20 protein-coding genes are annotated in these 17,491 nt (G+C 69.4%); 11 read left to right on the top strand and 9 right to left on the bottom strand.

Annotated features, from left to right (window positions below; translation table 11 throughout):
* Positions 1–5: 5 nt before the first annotated feature.
* Entirely contained in the window at positions 6–1,394 is a 1,389-nt protein-coding gene (locus AB6A66_RS11880; RefSeq protein ID WP_371056063.1) for an MATE family efflux transporter, read from the top strand.
* On the opposite strand, the gene AB6A66_RS11875 is transcribed toward AB6A66_RS11880, so the two are convergent.
* Both AB6A66_RS11875 and AB6A66_RS11870 read right to left on the bottom strand, forming a co-directional pair.
* Positions 1,391–1,795: a hypothetical protein gene (locus tag AB6A66_RS11875; protein WP_371036872.1), complete on the bottom strand. Its 405-nt coding sequence runs from the start codon at positions 1,793–1,795 to the stop codon at positions 1,391–1,393. The two genes, AB6A66_RS11880 and AB6A66_RS11875, sit on opposite strands and share 4 nt — an antisense overlap.
* Before the next feature lie 7 nt (positions 1,796–1,802).
* A complete protein-coding gene (locus AB6A66_RS11870; protein ID WP_371056062.1) occupies positions 1,803–3,005 on the bottom strand; it encodes a pyridoxal phosphate-dependent aminotransferase in 1,203 nt (400 codons plus the stop codon).
* 91 nt (positions 3,006–3,096) lie between these two features.
* Between AB6A66_RS11870 and AB6A66_RS11865 the strand changes: the two genes are divergently transcribed.
* The 3 genes from AB6A66_RS11865 to AB6A66_RS11855 all read left to right on the top strand — a co-directional run bounded on the left by AB6A66_RS11865 (position 3,097) and on the right by AB6A66_RS11855 (position 4,358).
* Entirely contained in the window at positions 3,097–3,507 is a 411-nt protein-coding gene (locus AB6A66_RS11865) for a multiprotein-bridging factor 1 family protein (RefSeq protein ID WP_371036870.1), read from the top strand.
* Positions 3,504–3,767 (top strand): succinate dehydrogenase assembly factor 2, encoded by a 264-nt coding sequence (locus tag AB6A66_RS11860; protein ID WP_371056061.1) that lies wholly within the window; start codon positions 3,504–3,506, stop codon positions 3,765–3,767. Before AB6A66_RS11865 ends, AB6A66_RS11860 begins: the two co-directional genes overlap by 4 nt.
* Before the next feature lie 93 nt (positions 3,768–3,860).
* Positions 3,861–4,358 carry a MarR family winged helix-turn-helix transcriptional regulator gene (locus AB6A66_RS11855; RefSeq protein WP_371036868.1) on the top strand — a complete coding sequence of 166 codons (498 nt, stop codon included), beginning with the start codon at positions 3,861–3,863 and terminating at the stop codon, positions 4,356–4,358.
* Here AB6A66_RS11855 and AB6A66_RS11850 read toward each other — a convergent pair.
* The 5 genes from AB6A66_RS11850 to AB6A66_RS11830 form a co-directional block, all read right to left on the bottom strand.
* Positions 4,352–5,101, bottom strand: coding sequence for a DUF1194 domain-containing protein (locus tag AB6A66_RS11850; protein ID WP_371056060.1), 750 nt, complete (start codon positions 5,099–5,101; stop codon positions 4,352–4,354). The two genes, AB6A66_RS11855 and AB6A66_RS11850, sit on opposite strands and share 7 nt — an antisense overlap.
* On the bottom strand, positions 5,098–5,775 hold the full coding sequence (locus tag AB6A66_RS11845) for a DUF1194 domain-containing protein (protein WP_371056059.1): 678 nt from the start codon (positions 5,773–5,775) through the stop codon (positions 5,098–5,100). The genes AB6A66_RS11850 and AB6A66_RS11845 overlap by 4 nt, the downstream gene beginning before the upstream one ends.
* Positions 5,772–6,200, bottom strand: coding sequence for a VOC family protein (locus AB6A66_RS11840; RefSeq protein ID WP_371036865.1), 429 nt, complete (start codon positions 6,198–6,200; stop codon positions 5,772–5,774). The genes AB6A66_RS11845 and AB6A66_RS11840 overlap by 4 nt, the downstream gene beginning before the upstream one ends.
* 61 nt (positions 6,201–6,261) lie before the next feature.
* Positions 6,262–7,671 carry a hypothetical protein gene (locus tag AB6A66_RS11835; protein ID WP_371056058.1) on the bottom strand — a complete coding sequence of 470 codons (1,410 nt, stop codon included), beginning with the start codon at positions 7,669–7,671 and terminating at the stop codon, positions 6,262–6,264.
* A gap of 3 nt (positions 7,672–7,674) precedes the next feature.
* Entirely contained in the window at positions 7,675–8,646 is a 972-nt protein-coding gene (locus AB6A66_RS11830) for a thymidylate synthase (protein ID WP_371056057.1), read from the bottom strand.
* Positions 8,647–8,855: 209 nt separating this feature from the next.
* Here AB6A66_RS11830 and thyX point away from each other — a divergent pair, with 209 nt between their 5' ends.
* From thyX to AB6A66_RS11805, 5 genes are all read left to right on the top strand, one after another.
* Positions 8,856–9,761: an FAD-dependent thymidylate synthase gene (gene thyX / locus AB6A66_RS11825; protein WP_371056056.1), complete on the top strand. Its 906-nt coding sequence runs from the start codon at positions 8,856–8,858 to the stop codon at positions 9,759–9,761.
* Between the two features lie 79 nt (positions 9,762–9,840).
* The gene (locus AB6A66_RS11820; RefSeq protein WP_371036861.1) at positions 9,841–10,185 is read left to right on the top strand and encodes a hypothetical protein; all 345 of its coding nucleotides are present in this window, start codon (positions 9,841–9,843) and stop codon (positions 10,183–10,185) included.
* A gap of 25 nt (positions 10,186–10,210) precedes the next feature.
* Positions 10,211–10,525 carry an HPF/RaiA family ribosome-associated protein gene (locus tag AB6A66_RS11815; protein WP_371036860.1) on the top strand — a complete coding sequence of 105 codons (315 nt, stop codon included), beginning with the start codon at positions 10,211–10,213 and terminating at the stop codon, positions 10,523–10,525.
* Positions 10,526–10,582: 57 nt separating this feature from the next.
* Positions 10,583–10,981, top strand: coding sequence for a DUF2177 family protein (locus AB6A66_RS11810; RefSeq protein WP_371036859.1), 399 nt, complete (start codon positions 10,583–10,585; stop codon positions 10,979–10,981).
* A gap of 220 nt (positions 10,982–11,201) precedes the next feature.
* Positions 11,202–11,993 carry an inositol monophosphatase family protein gene (locus AB6A66_RS11805; protein WP_371056055.1) on the top strand — a complete coding sequence of 264 codons (792 nt, stop codon included), beginning with the start codon at positions 11,202–11,204 and terminating at the stop codon, positions 11,991–11,993.
* On the opposite strand, the gene AB6A66_RS11800 is transcribed toward AB6A66_RS11805, so the two are convergent.
* Both AB6A66_RS11800 and putA read right to left on the bottom strand, forming a co-directional pair.
* Positions 11,977–12,750, bottom strand: coding sequence for a rhomboid family intramembrane serine protease (locus tag AB6A66_RS11800; RefSeq protein ID WP_371036857.1), 774 nt, complete (start codon positions 12,748–12,750; stop codon positions 11,977–11,979). The genes AB6A66_RS11805 and AB6A66_RS11800 overlap by 17 nt on opposite strands.
* 31 nt (positions 12,751–12,781) lie before the next feature.
* Positions 12,782–16,210 carry a bifunctional proline dehydrogenase/L-glutamate gamma-semialdehyde dehydrogenase PutA gene (gene putA / locus AB6A66_RS11795; protein ID WP_371056054.1) on the bottom strand — a complete coding sequence of 1,143 codons (3,429 nt, stop codon included), beginning with the start codon at positions 16,208–16,210 and terminating at the stop codon, positions 12,782–12,784.
* 105 nt (positions 16,211–16,315) lie between these two features.
* On the opposite strand from putA, the gene AB6A66_RS11790 reads away from it, so the two are divergent.
* Together AB6A66_RS11790 and AB6A66_RS11785 are read left to right on the top strand one after the other, a co-directional pair.
* On the top strand, positions 16,316–16,795 hold the full coding sequence (locus tag AB6A66_RS11790) for an Lrp/AsnC family transcriptional regulator (protein WP_371056053.1): 480 nt from the start codon (positions 16,316–16,318) through the stop codon (positions 16,793–16,795).
* 33 nt (positions 16,796–16,828) lie between these two features.
* Complete coding sequence (locus tag AB6A66_RS11785) at positions 16,829–17,371, top strand: tetratricopeptide repeat protein (protein ID WP_371056052.1); 543 nt, start codon at positions 16,829–16,831, stop codon at positions 17,369–17,371.
* Positions 17,372–17,491 lie beyond the last annotated feature (120 nt).

Raw genomic sequence — 17,491 nt, 5'->3', positions numbered from 1 at the left:
CGGCCATGCCCGCTGCCGCCATGTCATATCCCCGGCACCTCCGCGCCATCCTGCTGCTCGGGTTCCCGCTGATCGGCGGGCATCTCGCGCAGTTCGCGATCCACCTGACCGACACGGTCATGATGGGCTGGCACTCGGTCGAGGGGCTGGCGGCGCTGGTGCTCGCCACCGCGCTCTGGTTCACGCTCTGGATCATGGGGGCGGGGATCGCCTGGGCGGTCATGCCGCTCGTGGCCTCGGCCGAGGCCGAGGCGGACGAGACGGCCGTGCGGCGGGTCACGCGCATGGGGCTGTGGCTGTCCGTCCTCTTCGCGCTGGCCTGCCTGCCGATATTCTGGTTCTCCGCCCCGCTGCTGCGCCTGCTCGGGCAGACGCCCGAGCTGTCGGCGGCGGCGCAGGACTACCTGCGCATCGCCGGGCCCGGCATCCTGCCCGCGCTTCTGGTGATGGTGCTGAAATCCTATCTCGCCGCGCTCGGGCGCACGCAGGTGGTGCTCTGGATCACCGTCGCGGCCGCCGTGGCGAACGCCCTGTTCAACTATGCGCTCATCTTCGGCAACTGGGGCGCGCCGGAGCTGGGTCTGCGCGGGGCGGCCATCGCCTCGGTGGCGACGAACGCGGTGGCGCTGCTGTTCTCGGCCGCCTACGCCGCGGCGGCGCTACCCCAGCACAGTCTTTTCGTCCGGCTCTGGCGCCCCGACTGGGACGTGTTCCGGCAGGTGGCGCGCATGGGTGCAGCGATCGGGGTGACCAACCTCGCCGAGATCGGTCTTTTCTCGGTGTCCTCGGTGATGATGGGCTGGCTCGGGACGGTGCCGCTCGCGGCGCACGGCATCGCGCTGCAGATCGCCTCCGCCACCTTCATGATCCACATGGGGCTGTCCAACGCGGCGACGATCCGTGCCGGCAACGCCTTCGGGCGCGGCGACGCGGAGCATCTGGCCCGGGGCGCGCGCGCCGTGCTCGGCCTCAGCCTCGTGGCGGCGCTCCTGACGATCGTGCTGTTCCTGGCGGTGCCGGGGCCGCTCTACGCGCTTTTCCTCGATCCCGCGGAATCCGCCCGCGGCGAGATCATGGCGCTGGGCGCGACGCTGCTCGCCATCGCGGCGCTCTTTCAGCTCGTGGACGCCGCGCAGGTGATGGCGCTCGGGCTTTTGCGCGGGGTGCGGGACACCGCCGTGCCGATGGTCATGGCGGCGGTCAGCTATTGGGGCGTGGGCATTCCCGGCGCCTGGGTGATGGGCTTCGTGCTGGGCTGGGGCGGCCCGGGAGTCTGGCTCGGGCTGACCCTCGGCCTTGCCTGCGCGGGGGTGCTGCTGATGACGCGCTTCTGGTGGGGCTCCGTGCCGCGGCTTCGCGCGGGGCAGGGAAGGGCGGGCCGGCGCGCGGCCTAATCGTCGTCGCGTGCCAGCTGCTCGGACTTGCGCCGCACCAGCACGCTGCGCAGGTCGTGCATCGCCAGGAGAAGCGACTCCGTCACCTCGTCCAGTTCGGCGTCGGTCGCCCTGGTCTGCGCCCAGTGCGCGGTGAGGTTGAGGTGATCCACCGCGCGGAAAATGTCGTCCATCTCGCGCGCGGCGACGACCTCGCGGCGTTCGGCCATCCAGTCGCGGATGACCTCGACATCGGTCTCCGAAAGGACGCGGTCGCCTTGGGGCCTGATCTCGCCGTTGCGGATGTTCACGGCGGCGATCGGGTCCATCTCTATGCGGCGGTGGCGGTTCTCGGTGTCCACGCGGAAGACCAGCGCGCCGTTGTCGCGCACCCGGAAGTAGTAGTCGGGCAGGTCCGCCACGGCCGCCTCAGCCCAGGCCGCCGCAGAAGCGCGCGATGCGGTCGCAGGCATCCTCCAGCACGTCGTCCGATGTGGCGTAGCTCACACGGAAATGGGGCGAGAGGCCGAAGGCCGCGCCGAACACGACCGCCACGCCCTCCTCCTCGAGCAGAGCGGCGGCGAAGGTCTCGTCGTCGTCGATCCGCTGCCCGCCCGCCGAGGTCCGCCCGATGAGCCCGGCGATCGAGGGGAAGACGTAGAAGGCGCCTTGGGGCACGGGGCAGTCGATACCGGGGATCGCGTTCAGCCGCTCCACCACGAGGTCGCGGCGGCGGCGGAAGGCCGCGCAGCTTTCGGCGATGTAGTCCTGCGGTCCGGTCAGCGCGGCCACCGCCGCCCACTGGCTGATCGAGCAGGGGCAGGATGTGGACTGCGACTGCACCTTGCGCATCGCGGTGATCAGCGGCTCTGGCCCGCCAGCGTAGCCGATGCGCCAGCCGGTCATGGCGTAGGCTTTCGAGACGCCGTTCACCGTGAGCGTCCGGTCGCGAAGACCGGGCTCGACCTCGGCCGGCGTGCAGAAGGTGAACCCGTCATGGGCGATGTGTTCGTAGATGTCGTCCGACATCACCCAGACATGGGGGTGGCGCATCAGAACCTCGCTCAGCGCGCGCAGCTCGTCGCGGCCGTAGCCCGCACCCGTCGGGTTCGAGGGCGAATTGAGGATGACCCAGCGCGTCCGGGGCGTGATCGCGGCCTCGAGCGCCTCGGGCGAGAGCTTGAAGCCCGTATCGAGACCGCAGGGCACGATCACCGGCTCCGCGCCCGCCATGCGGACCATGTCGGGGTAGCTCACCCAGTAGGGCGCGGGCACGATGACCTCGTCGCCGGGATTGAGCGTGGCCATCAGCGCGTTGAAGAGCACCTGCTTGCCGCCGGAGGAGACGCCGATCTCGGCCGGCGTGTAGCGAAGGCCGTTGTCGCTCAGGAACTTGGCCGCGATCGCCTCCTTGAGCTCGGGGATACCGTCCGGCGCGGTGTATTTCGTTTTTCCCGCCTCGAGTGCCGCGATTGCGGCATCCTTTATGTGCCGTGGCGTGTCAAAGTCCGGCTCGCCGGCGCCAAGCCCGATCACGTCGCGCCCCTCGGCCCTGAGATCCCGCGCCCGCTGCGTCACCGCGATGGTGGGCGAAGGCTGCACGCGCTCGAGGGTCGCGGAAATCGGGATCATGGTCACACCGGTTTGAACTGGGGTGCCCCATGTCTTAGGCTGGGGTTCGAAAGCGATCAAGCGGCGATCGCACAGCGGATGGGAGAGAGCGATGGACGATTTGAGCGACGCCTCCGGCGACTGGTACGGCCCCGATCAGGCCACCTTCGGCGACCGCGTGGCGGCGGCGCGCGAAAACGCCGGCATGACGCAGGCGCAGCTTGCCAAGCGGCTCGGCGTGAAGCTCGGAACGCTGCGCGGCTGGGAAGAGGACCTGTCAGAACCCCGCGCCAACCGGCTGTCGATGATGGCGGGCATCCTGAACGTCTCGATCATGTGGCTTCTCACCGGTGAGGGGGAGGGCGTCGAAAGCCCGGCGGAGGAAGAGGCGCTTTCGCCCGACATCACCGAGATTCTTACCGAGCTTCGCACGCTCAAGACCTCCTTGCGCACCACCTCCGAGCGCCTCGGCAAGCTTGAGAAGCGGCTTCGCCAGCGCCTCAAGGAAGAGGCCTCCGCATGACCGAAACCGCCGAGACCCGGCGGCGCCGGCTTTCGATGCGCTCGATGCGCCGCGGCACGAAGGAGATGGACCTGATCCTGCAGGGCTTCGCCGAGGCGCGGCTCGCGGGCATGGACGACGCGGCGCTCGATGCCTACGAGGCGCTGCTCGAGGAGAACGACCAGGACCTCTATGCCTGGGTGGCCGGGCAGTCGGAGCCTCCGGCGCGGCACGCGCCCCTGATCGGCGAGATCCGCGCGCGCCTCGGGATGGCGAGTTAGCTAGAATTTTAGAATTTATTCCAAGGATTTAACCTCTTCTTCGGTATTCCGCGCCAATCTCCGGCCCGCAAGTCAAGCGGAGACCGGCGCGACATGAGCATGCAGACCGCGATGCTGCCCGCCAGCGGGCAGAGCCTCATCACCCCGTATCTCGAAACGCTGTCGCTGGTGGAACGGCTGCACCGCCTGCTGCTCGACGTCATAAAGGACGAATTCGAGCGCCTGGGCGTGCTGGAGGTCAACGCCGTGCAGGCGCTTTTGATCTTCAACATCGGCGACAACGAGGTCACGGCGGGCGAGCTGAAGACCCGGGGCTATTACCAGGGGTCGAATGTCAGCTACAACCTGAAGAAGCTCGTCGATGGCGGTTACATGCACCATCAGCGCTGCGAGATCGATCGCCGCGCCGTGCGTGTGCGTCTTACCGCGAAAGGGCGCGAGATCCGCGAGATCGTCGCCACGCTCTTCGCGCGCCATGCCGAGGGGCTGGAGGTCGAGACGGGCGTCGACCCTGCGCGCCTCGTGGAAAGCACCGCCGCGCTGCGTCGGTTGGAACGTTTCTGGACGGACCAGATCCGCTACATCTACTGAGACCGATGCGCGGGGTGCCCGGGCCCTGCCGGATCGAGCGTGGCCAGCGACGGGGCCGACAGTTCGCGCAGAAGCTTTCGGCGCATGGCGCGGGCGAAATCCTCGTAGCCGAGCGCTGTCTCGACGAAGGCGTCGGGCCCGTGGATCACATGCGCGTTGAAGTAGCTCGACAATTCCCCGATCTGGACCTGTCTGCGGTCGAGGGAGTCGCGGGCGTCCGCCCCCACGACCAGCGCGTTGACCGTGATCCCCCGAAGACTGCTGCGGACGGAGCGTGGCGCGGGCCCCGCGTTGGCCTTTCCGTCGCCCGAGATGTCGAGCACATGGCGCCAGCAGTCCGGCCGCGCGGCAAGAAGCGCGGCCCCGTGGCGCATCGCATGGCCGAGTGCGGTGCTGTCGTCGCCCGGGGCGCGCCGGGCGGCGCGCAGCCGGGCCGTCACCGCTAGAAGCGCGGCTTCGTCGGCGATCTCGGTCCAGCCCAGAATGTCCCGCGCCGGGGCGGGGCCGCTCCATTCGTAGACGGCAACGGCCACCGGCGCGGCCGGGATCGCGAAAAGCGCTTCGCGTATCTCGGGCGCCTCGAGCGCGTCGGCCAGACCGTCGAGTTGCAGCCGGTATTCCCGCGCGTCCACAGATCCCGAGACGTCGAGGCCCAGGGCCAGCGCCTGCCGGCACGCGGCCTCCGCCCGCGCGGCAACGGCAAGCCCGGCCAGCAGCAACATCGCGCAGGCGGCACGTCTCAACGCGCCGCGCCGACGGCCAGAGTGCCGATTTCCCGCAGCAGCTTCCGTGTCATCGTCACCTGGAAGTCGCTGTAATCCTCGGCGTGTTCCACGAAGGCCTCGGGGCCGAGGCGCAGCTCGTCGAGGTAGTAGTCCAGCACATGCGGGTCGTGCCCCCCGACCGCGAGGCCGTTCACGGTGATGCCCGCGAAGGGAAAATGCCGGTAGGCGTGACGCGGCCCGAACCCGTCATTGCCGATCCCGTCGCCGGACACGTCCAGCACCCGGCGCGCGCAGTCCGGCCCGTTTTCGAAAAGCCCGGCGGCGTAGCCCAGGGCGTAACCGATGGCGGTGGGAAACTCGCTGTAACTGCGCGGCGCGCCGAGAAGCCGGTCCGCGGCCGCATCGATGGCTGCGTCGCTGTCGAGCGGTATCCAGCCCTGGATGAGCGCCTGCTGGTAGCGCCCCGACCACTCGTACACGGCGAGGGCGACATGCCCCGGCGCGCCCGACAGGATGGCCGAGCGGATATCGGGATGACGTAGTGCGGCGGCCAGGCCCTCGCGCTGAAGGCGGTGTTCCCGAGCGTCCACCGACGAGGAGGTGTCGAGCGCGAGCGCCAGCGCGAGGCGGCACTCTGCCGCCGCCGCGCCGGTCCAGACCCCAATGGCGAGGGCGAGGGCGAGGGCCCTCACCAATGCCCCGTGTTCTCCATGCTGGCCCAGGGCTCCGCCGGCTCCTTCGCGTCGCCCTTCTGCAGAAGCTCGACCGAGATGTTGTCGGGCGAGCGGACAAAGGCCATGCGCCCGTCCCGCGGCGGGCGGTTTATGGTCACGCCGTTGTCCATCAGGTGCCGGCACATCTCGTAGATGTCGTCCACCTGGTAGGCGAGATGGCCGAAATGCCGGCTGTCCGAGGGCAGCCCCTCGTCCCCGTCCCAGTTGTAGGTCAGCTCCACCGGGCACTCCTCCTGCCCGGGCGGCGCCATGAAGACGAGGGTGAAGCGCCCCTGGTCGTTGTCCCAGCGCCGCGTCTCCTTCAGGCCCAGAAGCGCGTAGAACGCCATGGATTTCTCGAGGTCCTTCACACGGACCATGGTGTGAAGATAGCGGATGGTCATGGGGTGCCTCCTGTCGCCTGATTCCATCGGCACTCTAGGCCCGCGCGCCGCGATGTCGAGATCAGAAGGCCGAGCGGATCCCGAAGCTCACCGAGACGGAATCGGTCTCGAAGCGGCTCACGTTGGATAGCGTGCGTTCGGCCTTGAGGCTCACGACCGGCAGGAAGCCCGCATGCTGGATGTCCTGGAACGCGATGTCGAAGGTGGCCGCGAGGCTCTCGTCCTGCCGCCCTCCGGGCACGCGGATCGTGGCCACGCGATAGTCGGGATAGTCGGTGTAGCTGGCCGCGATCGCCGCCGAGAGCGTCACCGGCCCGAAGGCGTGCCCGAAATCGTAGCCGAGCCGCGCGGTGATCCCGCGCGACAGCAGCGTGGTGCTGTCAACGTCGTTGGCGCGCAGCGACACGCCGAAATCGAGGCTGTCGCCCGAAGGCAGGGCGTGGCGATACCCCATGAAGAGGTCCGCGATCCGCTCCGGCCGGTCGGCCGCCCGGTCGTAGCGCCGCGCTTCCAGTCCGAGCCCGTAGTGCAGCCGCCCCCTGTCCGCCACGGGCTTCACATGCGCCAGGGTCAGTCGCGCGAAATCGAGGTAGGGATCGCCCGCATAGGCCATGTCGCCCAGCGCGCCCGAAAGACGAAGCATCCCCGCCGCGGGACCGAGCGCCATGTCGTGCCGCAGGCCCGCCTCCAGCACGTTCAGGGCATAGTCGCCGTTGCTGGCCATGGGCGCCTTCCGCTTTGCCTCGTCCGAAAGCGCGACGCGGCGGAGATAGGCGCGGCCCGTCAGTTCCGTGCGCTGCCGGGCCGTTTCATGCAGGCGGAAGCGCGTGCGCAGATCCACCGTGGTTTCCACGCCCGAGAGCGCCAGCGCGTCGGGGCTGAGAAGTCCCACCACCGGCACGCCGTCGATCACGTTGAGCGCGTCCTCGGCCCCGTTGTTGACGTTCGAGGACGGAGAGACCGAAAAGCGGAGCTGGAAGTTGAAGGGGTTCATCCGGCGCACGGCCCGGAAGTCGCGCGTGGCGACATCGCGGGCCTGGTCGGTCGGCGCCACGTCGGTCGCGCGCCGCAGCCAGTACTGCGCCACGGTGAACTGCCGGGCGTCCAGCGCCCCTCGCGCGGCCATCTGCGCGGCCTCGAAGCGGCGCCCGTCGCTTTGGGCGTACCGGAAGGCGCGCACGGCGGCGCGCCGCGCGGCGCGCGGCCGGTCCTCCGCCCGCGCGGCGTGCGCGAGCACGTAATGCGCGAAATCGTCCTCGGGATCGGCGTCCAGAAGCGCGCGGGCCATCTGCGTGGCAAACGCGGCGTCGCCGGCGCGCACCGCCGCCTCCGCAAGGCCCCGCGCGAGGGGGATGGACAGCTCCGCCGCCTCCGCCCGCGCCGGGCCGGGGGACCACAGCAGGGCGGCGAGCGCTCCGGCCAGAAGCGCCCGCCCGGTCCCCCGCCAGCGCGTCGCGGCGCGCCGGATCACGGTCTAGTTCACGCTTCCGCAGATGCCCAGCGGGTCGGCCGCGCCGGGCGTTCCGCAGCGGTCGAGCACGAAGATGCCGTACTCCTCTTCGTTCTCGATATTAAGCTGATCGCCAAGCCCGTCGAACTCGCTGAGGGTGATGCTGCCGGCCAGCCCGTCGCCGTCCGGCCCGCCGATGATGCCGCCGTAATCGCCGATATCGTTGCCGACGGGGTTGTCCCCGGAGAGCGGATCTGACGCTTCGAACTCGACATCGCCGAAGAAGGTGCCGTTCGATGCGATGTCGGTACTGATCAGAACGAGGCTCGGAAGGGTGGTGCCCTCGAGGCTGCGGTTGACGATGCTGCCCTCGATGGAGTTGTCCGAGAAGTCGGCGTTCATGAACACGTCGCCCGTCACCTCGGCGGCCTGGTCGGGGATGAGTTCCGGGTTCGTGCTCCCCGGCACGGGAATGAGATCCTCGCCACTGCCGCCGACATTGGTGAGCCCCGCGTAACGCCCCGTATAGGTCACGAGACCGCCCGCCGGCGGCCTGAAGCCACCGTCGCGTTCATAGTAGGTCCCGCCGAAGAACCGGTTGCGCGGCCCTCCCGTCACCGTGACCCCGGCGCGAACCGCGCCGCTGTTGTTGGACTGGGCCGCGAAGGCGGTGGAGTGGCGGTCGAGCGCATCGTCCTGCGCGGTGTAGACCTGATAGCCCGGTACGTTGGCCTCGAGCGCGGGCGCACGGCTGTAGACGGCCTCGAACGGCGTGGCGTCAAGGGTAAGCCCTTCGACGACGATCGTGTTGTCCGCAGGGTCGTAGCGCACCCGCGTCACGTCGCCCGCGAGGGTTTCCGGGATGTCGCCCGAGGGCGTTTCGCCGTCCGGATCGCCGGGATCGGCCGGGTCGTCCCTGTCGAAGGGGTTCGTGCCGTCGCTGTCGCAGCCCGCGGCCAGCGTCAGGACGAGAAAAAGCATCAGAAGTCGTGCCATTGGACTGCCGCCTCAATTTCGTGCGTTTTCGTCTTGTTTTTCGTAACATTTTCGGAGTCATCCCCAGGAAGTCAACGGCCTGTTCCGCGCGGCCTGTGGAAATCTTTTGAACTGAGGCGGATTTGCCTACGCAGCATCTGGCGTTTTCACCGGTGGTCGCCTCAATATATGGTGGAAGCGCGACTCATGTAGCGGTGGAGGATTCCGGGATGACCCTGACCCGAGAGCAGCAGGCGGAAATCGAGGCGCAGCGCGCCAGCCCTCAACCCACCCTGCGCGCGGTAAGCCCCGGGATGGAGGCCCATCTCTACACCGCGCAGCCGGTGCTCGATCACGGCTTCGTCCGGGTGATCGACTACATGGGCGACGACGCCGCCGTGGTGCAGGCCGCGCGCGTGAGCTACGGCGCGGGCACGAAGCACGTCTCGAACGACGAGGGCCTCATCCGCTACCTCATGCGCCACTGGCACTCGACACCGTTCGAGATGTGCGAACTCAAGCTGCACGTGAAACTGCCGGTCTTCGTCGCCCGGCAGTGGATCCGGCACCGCACCGCCAACGTCAACGAGTACTCGGCGCGCTACTCGATCCTCGACCGGGAGTTCTACATCCCCGCGCCTGAAATGCTGGCGGCCCAGTCGACCGTGAACAACCAGGGCCGCGGCGCCACGCTGGAAGGGCAGGAGGCCGCGCGCGTGCTCGAAATCCTGAAGGCCGACGCCGCGCGCTGCTACGACCACTACGAGGAGATGATCTCGGACGAGGGTCAGCAGGGCCTCGCCCGCGAACTCGCGCGGATGAACCTGCCCGCCAACGTCTACACCCAGTGGTACTGGAAGACCGATCTGCACAACCTTCTGCATTTCCTGCGCCTGCGCGCCGATGCCCACGCGCAATACGAGATCCGCGTCTATGCCGAGACCATCGGGGATCTCGTCGCCGAGTGGGTGCCTCTCTCCTGGAAGGCGTTCCAGGACTACCGTGTGGGGGGCGCCACCCTCTCGGCCACGGCCCTTGATTGCATCCGGCGGATGCTGAAGGGGGAGGAGGTCACGCAGGAGACCTCCGGCATGTCGAAAGGGGAGTGGCGGGAGTTCCGGGAGGTGACGGGCTAGCGACCCGCCCGCGCCGAAACCGGCTTAACCCCGCCGCATCGCCCTGCTAGCCTTTGCCCTGACAACAGGAGGCTTCCCCATGAGCGACGACCAGCCCTTCGAATTCACACCGCCGCGCGACGGCGATCTGTCCCTCACCTTCTGGCCGAAGGAAGGGCGTCTCGACCGCGCGGCCATCGGCGTGCCGGTGGACGAAGCCGACCGGGTGGCGGGTTTCGGTCCCGGTGCGGACGGCACGCCCGGCCTGCCTGAAGCGCCCGCGGCGCTGTCGTCCGACGGGGGCTGGAGCTTCCTGACGATCGAGGGCGGGATCGACGGCGACGTCCCCGCGCGCGCGGTCTTTTCCGAGATGCCGAGCGCGATCATTTTCGGAGGGATCGACACGGATGGCCGAAACCGGCAAATGCAGATCAACCGCGGCTGAGCCGCCCGCAAGCCAGGAGAACCCGATGCAGATCCAGCTCAACACCGACAACCATCTTCAGGGCGACGACCGCGTCAAGGAAGTCGTGGAGCGTCTGGTGACGCAGGCCCTGGGCCCGGTGGCGTCGCGCCTGAGCCGCGTCGAGGTGCACATCAAGGATCTCAACGCCGACAAGGGCGGCGTGGACATCCGCGCCACGCTGGAGGCGCGGCCCGAGGGCCTGCGCCCCTTCGGCGCCAATCACGACGATACCGACATCGAATCCGCGGTGCGCGGCGCCGCCAAGAAGATGCGCGCGCGCCTCGATCACGAGTTCGGGAAACTGGCGGACAAGCGATAACGATCCGGCGGGCGCCGGCTCCCGTATTCTCCTGAAATGATTGAAGGACCGGCGCCCATGCAGATCGCACTTCTCTACCTTGCCACGGCGGGGGTCTTCCTCGTTCTCGACGCGCTCATGCTCAACATGGTGCTGCGCCCGCTCTTCGAGGGACGGATCGGTGCGATCATGGCCGAGCCGCTGCGGATGGGGCCGGCCGCGGTGTTCTACCTCGCCTATGTCGCGGGGCTTCTTTACCTGGTCTCGGTGCCGGCCCTGCGCGCGGGCGACCCGATGCAGGCGCTCGTGGGCGGGGCGGTGCTGGGCTTCGTGGCCTATGGCACTTACGAATTCACCAACTACGCCGTGCTGCGCGACTGGCACTGGACCCTCGTCGCGGTGGACCTGACATGGGGCACGGCGCTCACGGCGGTCTCCGCCTGGGCCGGGGTGGCGGTTCTGCGCGCCTTCGGCTGACGACGCGGTGCCCGTGCCCCGCATCGCGGGGCCGCACCTCGCGCGCCACGGGAAGATCAGGTGCCACCCGGCCGGAAGGTCGGTGCGGGTGGCGCGTCTCGACCGCGCGGGTGACCCGGCCTGACGGTCGCGTAAAACGCCCTTCCTGAGGCGCCGGCCGGCCTTGGCATTCCCCGCGCCTGCGCGTATACGCCCGGCCTGATCCAGAGGAGCCGGGAGCATGCAGGGCAGCGCCAACCTCAACATCATGATCAAGGCGGCGCGCAAGGCGGGCCGGTCCCTGGTCAAGGATTTCCGCGAGGTCGAGAACCTTCAGGTGTCGCGCAAGGGCGCGGGCGATTTCGTCACGCGCGCCGACCTCGCGGCCGAGGCTATCCTGAAGGAGGAACTGCTGGGCGCGCGGCCGAACTACGGCTGGCTTGCCGAGGAGGGTGGCGAGACGCCGGGTGCAGATCCGACCCGGCGCTGGATCGTCGATCCGCTCGACGGCACGACGAACTTCCTGCACGGCCTGCCGCACTGGGCGATCTCCATCGCGCTCGAGCACAAGAAGCAGATCGTGGCGGCGGTCGTCTTCGACGCCGCCAAGGACGAGCTTTACTATGCCGAGAAGGGGCAGGGCGCCTGGATGAACGACAGCCGCCGCCTCCGCGTGTCGGGGCGGGCGCGGATGTCGGAGGCGCTTTTCGCCACGGGGGTGCCGTTCGGCGCGAAGCGCACCTTGCCGGCCACCTTGCAGGATCTCGCCCGGCTGATGCCGGAATGCGCGGGCGTTCGGCGCTGGGGCGCGGCCGCGCTCGATCTGGCCTACGTCGCCTCGGGCCGGTACGAGGGGTTCTGGGAACGCGAGTTGCAGATCTGGGATGTCGCCGCGGGAAGCCTTATCGTGACCGAGGCGGGGGGGCTCGTCGGGCCGCTGCGCGAAGGCGCCGACCCGCTGGAGACGGGTGAGATCATCGCCGCCAACGGTGACCTTTTCGAAGGTTTCTCCAGGATCATTCGCGGCGATTGATCCATGGCTTCATGCGCCGCCGCCCGGCACGCGGGATATGGGTGCGGCGCGTGCGGTAGGTCGCTGCGGGATGCGGCGGCTCGCCATGGGTGCGGGTCCAGTAGGCCGGTCCGCCCAGCTTGAGCCAGAGCGGCAGGGCAAGCGCGAGGCCCGCGACGAAACCGCCGGCATGCGCCCAGTAGGCCACCCCGCCCGCCGCCGCGTCCGCGCCGATCCCGCTGAAGAGCTGAAGCGCGAACCATACGCCCAGCATGAGCCAGGCGGGCACCGGCAGCACCTTGAAGATCACCACGAGGATCACGAGGACATCGACCCGCGCCTTCGGGAACAACAGAAGGTAGCCGCCCATCACGCCGGCGATCGCGCCCGAGGCGCCGACCATCGGCACCTCGGACAACGGTGCCGAGAACGCCTGCGCGAGCGCCGCGCCGATGCCAGAGGCGAGATAGAAGGCGAGAAAGCCGCCATGGCCCATCTCGTCCTCCAGGTTGTCGCCGAAGATGAAGAGAAAGAGCATGTTCCCGGCCAGGTGCATGAACCCGCCGTGAAGGAACATCGACGTCACGAGCGTGTGCAACGCTTCGCCCTGGGCCAGGCGCGCGGGTGTCAGCGCCCAGTCGAAGAAGAACAGGTTGATCGCGCGCCCGTCCGCGAAAAGTTGGACGTAGCTCAGGAACACCACGATGTTCAACGCCATCAGGGCGAAGGTCACATAGGGCACGCGCCCCGACGGGTTGTGATCGCGGATCGGAAACATGGCGCTAAGCTGAGCGCTGCCCCCGGTCGCGTCAAGCCGCGCCCGAGAGCAACGCGGCGTTTCCGCCCGCCGCGGTCGTGTCGACGCAGACATGGCGCTCGTCGCAGACATGGCCGGTGTCAGGCAGCCCTTTCACCAGCGGCACGAGCGGCCCCTCCCGCGCGGCCAACGCGCGGTCCATGGCCCGGGCCGTCTCGGCGTCGCCCCACCACAGAACGCAGGAGACCTCGTGCAGCGTCGTCAGCGCGGCGGGATCGAGATGGCCCGCGGCCTCGACCGGAAGGCCACCAAGCGCTTGCACGGCCTCGGCCTGTGCCCGGACGGCCTCGGCTCCGGGGCCGGCGCAAAGCGCGGGCGCCCCGGGCAGGATCGAAAGCCGGTTCGACTCGCCGGTGGGGCCGGGGAGGGAGAGCCTCCGTTCCGCGGCACCCGGCGTCGCGGAGGCGACCGCCGCCTCGATGTCCGCGACCTCCATCGCGGCCTCCCAGTCGCCGGCCGTGTCGGGCGCGGGATGCCGGCAGAAGCGCGCGAGGTAGTGCGGCCCGCCCGCTTTCGGCCCGGTGCCCGAAAGCCCCTCGCCGCCGAAGGGCTGGCTGCCGACGATGGCGCCGATCTGGTTGCGGTTCACGTAGATGTTGCCGGCATGGACCCGGTCGCAGACATGCTGCACGCGGTCGTCGATCCGGGTCTGGAGGCCGAAGGTGAGCCCGTAGCCCGTGGCGTTGATCGCCGCGATCACGGCGTCGATCTCCTCGGCGCGGAAGGTGGCGATGTGCAGCACCGGCCCGAAGACCTCGCGCTCGAGATCCGCGATGCCCGTCACCCGGATAAGCGCCGGGGCCACGAAATGGCCGCCCGACGGCGCCGCGATGCTGTGGACAAGTCGCCCTTCCCCTTTCGCGGCGGCCACATAGTCCGAGATGCTCTTGTGGGCATCCTCGTCGATCACCGGCCCCACGTCGGTGGACAGCGCCCAGGGATCCCCCATGGCGAGCGCGTCCATCGCGCCGGTGAGCATCGTGGTGAACTCCTCGGCGATGTCCTCCTGCACGTAGAGGCACCGAAGCGCCGAACAGCGCTGGCCCGCGGACTGGAACGCGCTTTCCACGATGTCGGCCACCGCCTGTTCCGGCAGCGCGGTGGAGTCCACGATCATCGCGTTGAGCCCGCCCGTCTCGGCGACGAGCGGCGCGCCCGGCGCGAGGTGTTCCGCCATGGCGCTGCGGATCAGCCGCGCCGTGTCGGTCCCCCCGGTGAAGGCCACGCCGTCGGTGCGCGCGTCCGAGGTCAGCGCCGCGCCGATGTCGCCCGCCCCCGGCAGAAGCTGAAGCGCGGCGCGGGGGACGCCCGCCTCGTGCAGCAGCTGAACCGCGCGATGGGCGATGAGGGGCGACTGTTCGGCCGGCTTTGCCAGCACGGCGTTGCCAGCGGCGAGCGCGGCCGAGACCTGGCCGGTGAAGATCGCGAGCGGAAAGTTCCAGGGCGAGATGCAGACGAAGCGGCCCACGGGATCGGCCTCGGGCGCGTTCGCCGCATAGTAGCGCAGGAAGTCCACCGCTTCGCGCAGCTCCGCCACGCTGTCCTTGAGGGACTTGCCGGCCTCCCGCGCGCAGAGCGCGAAAAGCTCTCCGTAATGCGCCTCGTACAGGTCCGCCGCACGTTCCAGCACCAAACGGCGCTCGGCGGCGGGCGCGTCCCAGGCGCGCGCGGCGGCAAGCGCGGTGTCCGCGTCCGCCGGGCTCGCCCAGCTGACGCGGCCCACGACATCCGCGGGCCGGGCCGGGTTGCGCGTCTCTTCCGGCGCCTGCGGCGCGGCCGCGCCCGCCAAGAGCGGCGCGGCGTCCCAGACATGGTCCGCGAAGGGGCCGCGCGCGGCCTCGATCGCGTCGAGCGTCGGCCGGTGGGCGAGGTCGAAGCCCCGGGAGTTCCGCCGCTCCGGCAGGAAGATCTCCGCGCCCGTCGGGATGCGGCGACCGCCTTCGGCCAGCACGTCGAAGGGATCGCGCGCGACGTCTTCCGGCGGCACGCTCTCGTCCACGATCTGGTTCACGAAACTCGAATTCGCCCCGTTCTCGAGCAGGCGGCGGACGAGGTAGGCCAGCAGGTCGCGATGCGCGCCCACCGGCGCATAGATGCGGCAGCGCGCACCCGACTTCGCCTTGACGATCCCGTGGAGCGTCTCGCCCATGCCGTGCAGGCGCTGGAACTCGAAGGCGTCGCGGTCGTTGCCCATGTCGAGGATCGCCTCGACCGTGTGGGCGTTGTGGGTGGCGAATTGCGGGTAGATCCGGTCGGTCATCCCGAGCAGCTTCCGCGCGTTCGCGAGATAGGAAATGTCGGTCGCGGCCTTCGACGTGAAGACGGGGAAGGCGTCGATGCCGTCCACCTGTGCCGCCTTGATCTCGGTGTCCCAGTAGGCGCCCTTCACCAGCCGGACCATCAGGCGGCGGTCGTGCCGTTCCGCGAGATCGTGCAGCCAGTCGAGCAGGGGCGCCGCACGCTGCCCGTAGGCCTGCACCACCACGCCGAAGCCGTCCCAGCCGGCGAGCGAGGGCTCGGCCAGCACCGCCTCGATCACGTCGAGCGAAAGCGAGAGGCGATCCGCCTCCTCGGCGTCGATGTTGAGCCCGATGCCCGCGGCCTTCGCCTGCTGCGCGAGGTCGAGAAAGCGCGGGGCGAGCTCCTCCATGACGCGCGCCTGCTGCGCCACCTCGTAGCGCGGCGAAAGCGCGGAGAGCTTGACCGAGATGCCCGGGTTGTCCCGGACGTCACCCTTCGCCGCGCCGCCGATCGCGGCGATGGCATCCGAGTAGGCGCGGTGATAGCGCAGCGCGTCGGCGTCCGTGCGCGCGGCCTCGCCAAGCATGTCGTAGGAGTAGGTATATCCCTTCGCTTCCTGCTCTGCGGCACGGCGCATCGCGCTCTCGATCGTCTCGCCCAGGACGAATTGCCGGCCCATCTCTCGCATGGCGCGGCCGACGGCGGTGCGGATCACCGGCTCGCCCAGTCGCCGCACCGCGCCGCGCAGCGCCGCGACGGGCCCAGGCTGCGCGTCTTCCCGGAGCACACGCCCCGTGAGCAGCAGCGCCCAGGTCGAGGCGTTGACCAGCGTGGAGGTGGAGCGGCCCATGTGCCGGCCCCAGTCCGAGGGCGCGATCTTGTCCTCGATCAGCGCGTCGATGGTTTCGGCGTCGGGCACACGCAGAAGCGCCTCGGCAAGGCACATGAGCGCGATGCCCTCTTCCGTCGAAAGCCCGTATTCGGCGAGGAACACCTCCATCAGGCCCGGATGCGTGGAGGACCGGATCTCGCGCACCAGACCCGCGGCGCGGTCGCTGATCCGCGCGCGGTCGTCCTTGGTCAGTCGCGCCTCTTCGGCGAGGCGGGCGATCGTCTCGCCTTCGTCGGCATAGGTCGCCGCGTCGATGGCGGCGCGCAGGTCTGCGGCGTCACGGGGCATGGCTTGAGATCCTCCTTGTCGCCGTGCAGCATATCAGCGTGGCGGCGGGCGGATTTCCTGATAAGTTGGGATTTGGCAGGCGGAGCGACCAAACTCGAGGTCTGAATGAAGTCACCCGATCAACTGGGCCTCGATCGTTTCGATCGCGCGATTCTCGACGAGCTCGCGCGCGACGGCCGTGTGAGCGTCACCGAGCTCGCCCGCCGAATCGGGCTGTCGAAATCGCCCACCCAGGCCCGGCTGCGCAGGCTGGAGGACAGCGGCGTGATACGCGGCTACCGCGCGATCCTCGATCCGATCCGGCTGGGGCTCGAGCATGTCGCCTTCGTGGAGGTCCGCCTCGACGACACGCGCGAGGCCGCGCTCGCCGCCTTCAACGCTGCGGTGGCGGCCACGCCCGAAATCGAGCAGGCGCACCTGATCGCGGGAAATTTCGACTACCTGCTGAAGGTGCGCACGCCCGACATGCGCGCCTATCGCGAAGTCCTGGCAGAGCGCATCTCGACCCTGCCGCATGTCGCGAGCACCTCGACCTACATGGCGATGCAGGCGGTGAAGGAGGGATATGTCGCGGATGTGACTTGATCGCGGCCGCCGGTCCGGGCGATGCTTTCGGGGATGCGTATTCTGACCCTGTCTCTTCTTCTGGCCGCGGTCGTCGCCGCGGCGCCCGCGCGCGCCGCGTGCCCGCCGGTCCCGGACCACGAGAGGGAACTCGCCGCGCTCTACGAGCGGATGCAGGAGGCGCCCGACCCGGCGACCGCGCAGCCGCTCAACGACCGGGCCTGGGAGCTTTACACCGACGCGCCAGACGAGGCGGCACAGGCGGTGCTGGACCGCGGCATGGGGATGCGCGCGTCGTGGAACCTTCTCGGCGCGCGGGCGGAGTTCGACCGGCTGATCGAGTACTGCCCGCATTACGCCGAGGGCTGGAACCAGCGCGCCTTCGTCCATTATCTCGACCAGGATTTCGCCGCGGCGCTTGCCGACCTCGACGCCGCCCTCGAACGGGCGCCGACCCATCTCGGCGCGCTTTCGGGCAAGGCGCTGACCCTCACCGCGCTGGGACGCGAGGCCGAGGCGCAGGCCGTGCTGCGCGCGGCGCTCGCGATCAACCCGTGGCTGCCGGAACGGTCGCTTCTGAAAGGCGAGGAACTCTGACGCCGCCTTCCGTTCCCCGGACCGGCCCGTTAGGGTCACGCGGGCATGCCCGCGTGGTGGAATGGTAGACACAGGGGACTTAAAATCCCCAGGCTGAAAGGCCGTGCGAGTTCGAGTCTC

Origin of the sequence: Rhodosalinus sp. K401 (genome assembly GCF_041365735.1) — a bacterium.
In the GTDB taxonomy this organism is placed as follows: Bacteria; Pseudomonadota; Alphaproteobacteria; order Rhodobacterales; family Rhodobacteraceae; genus Rhodosalinus.
The sequence above is the reverse complement of the archived record's forward strand: the minus strand, read 5'-3'. Positions and strand labels throughout refer to the sequence as shown.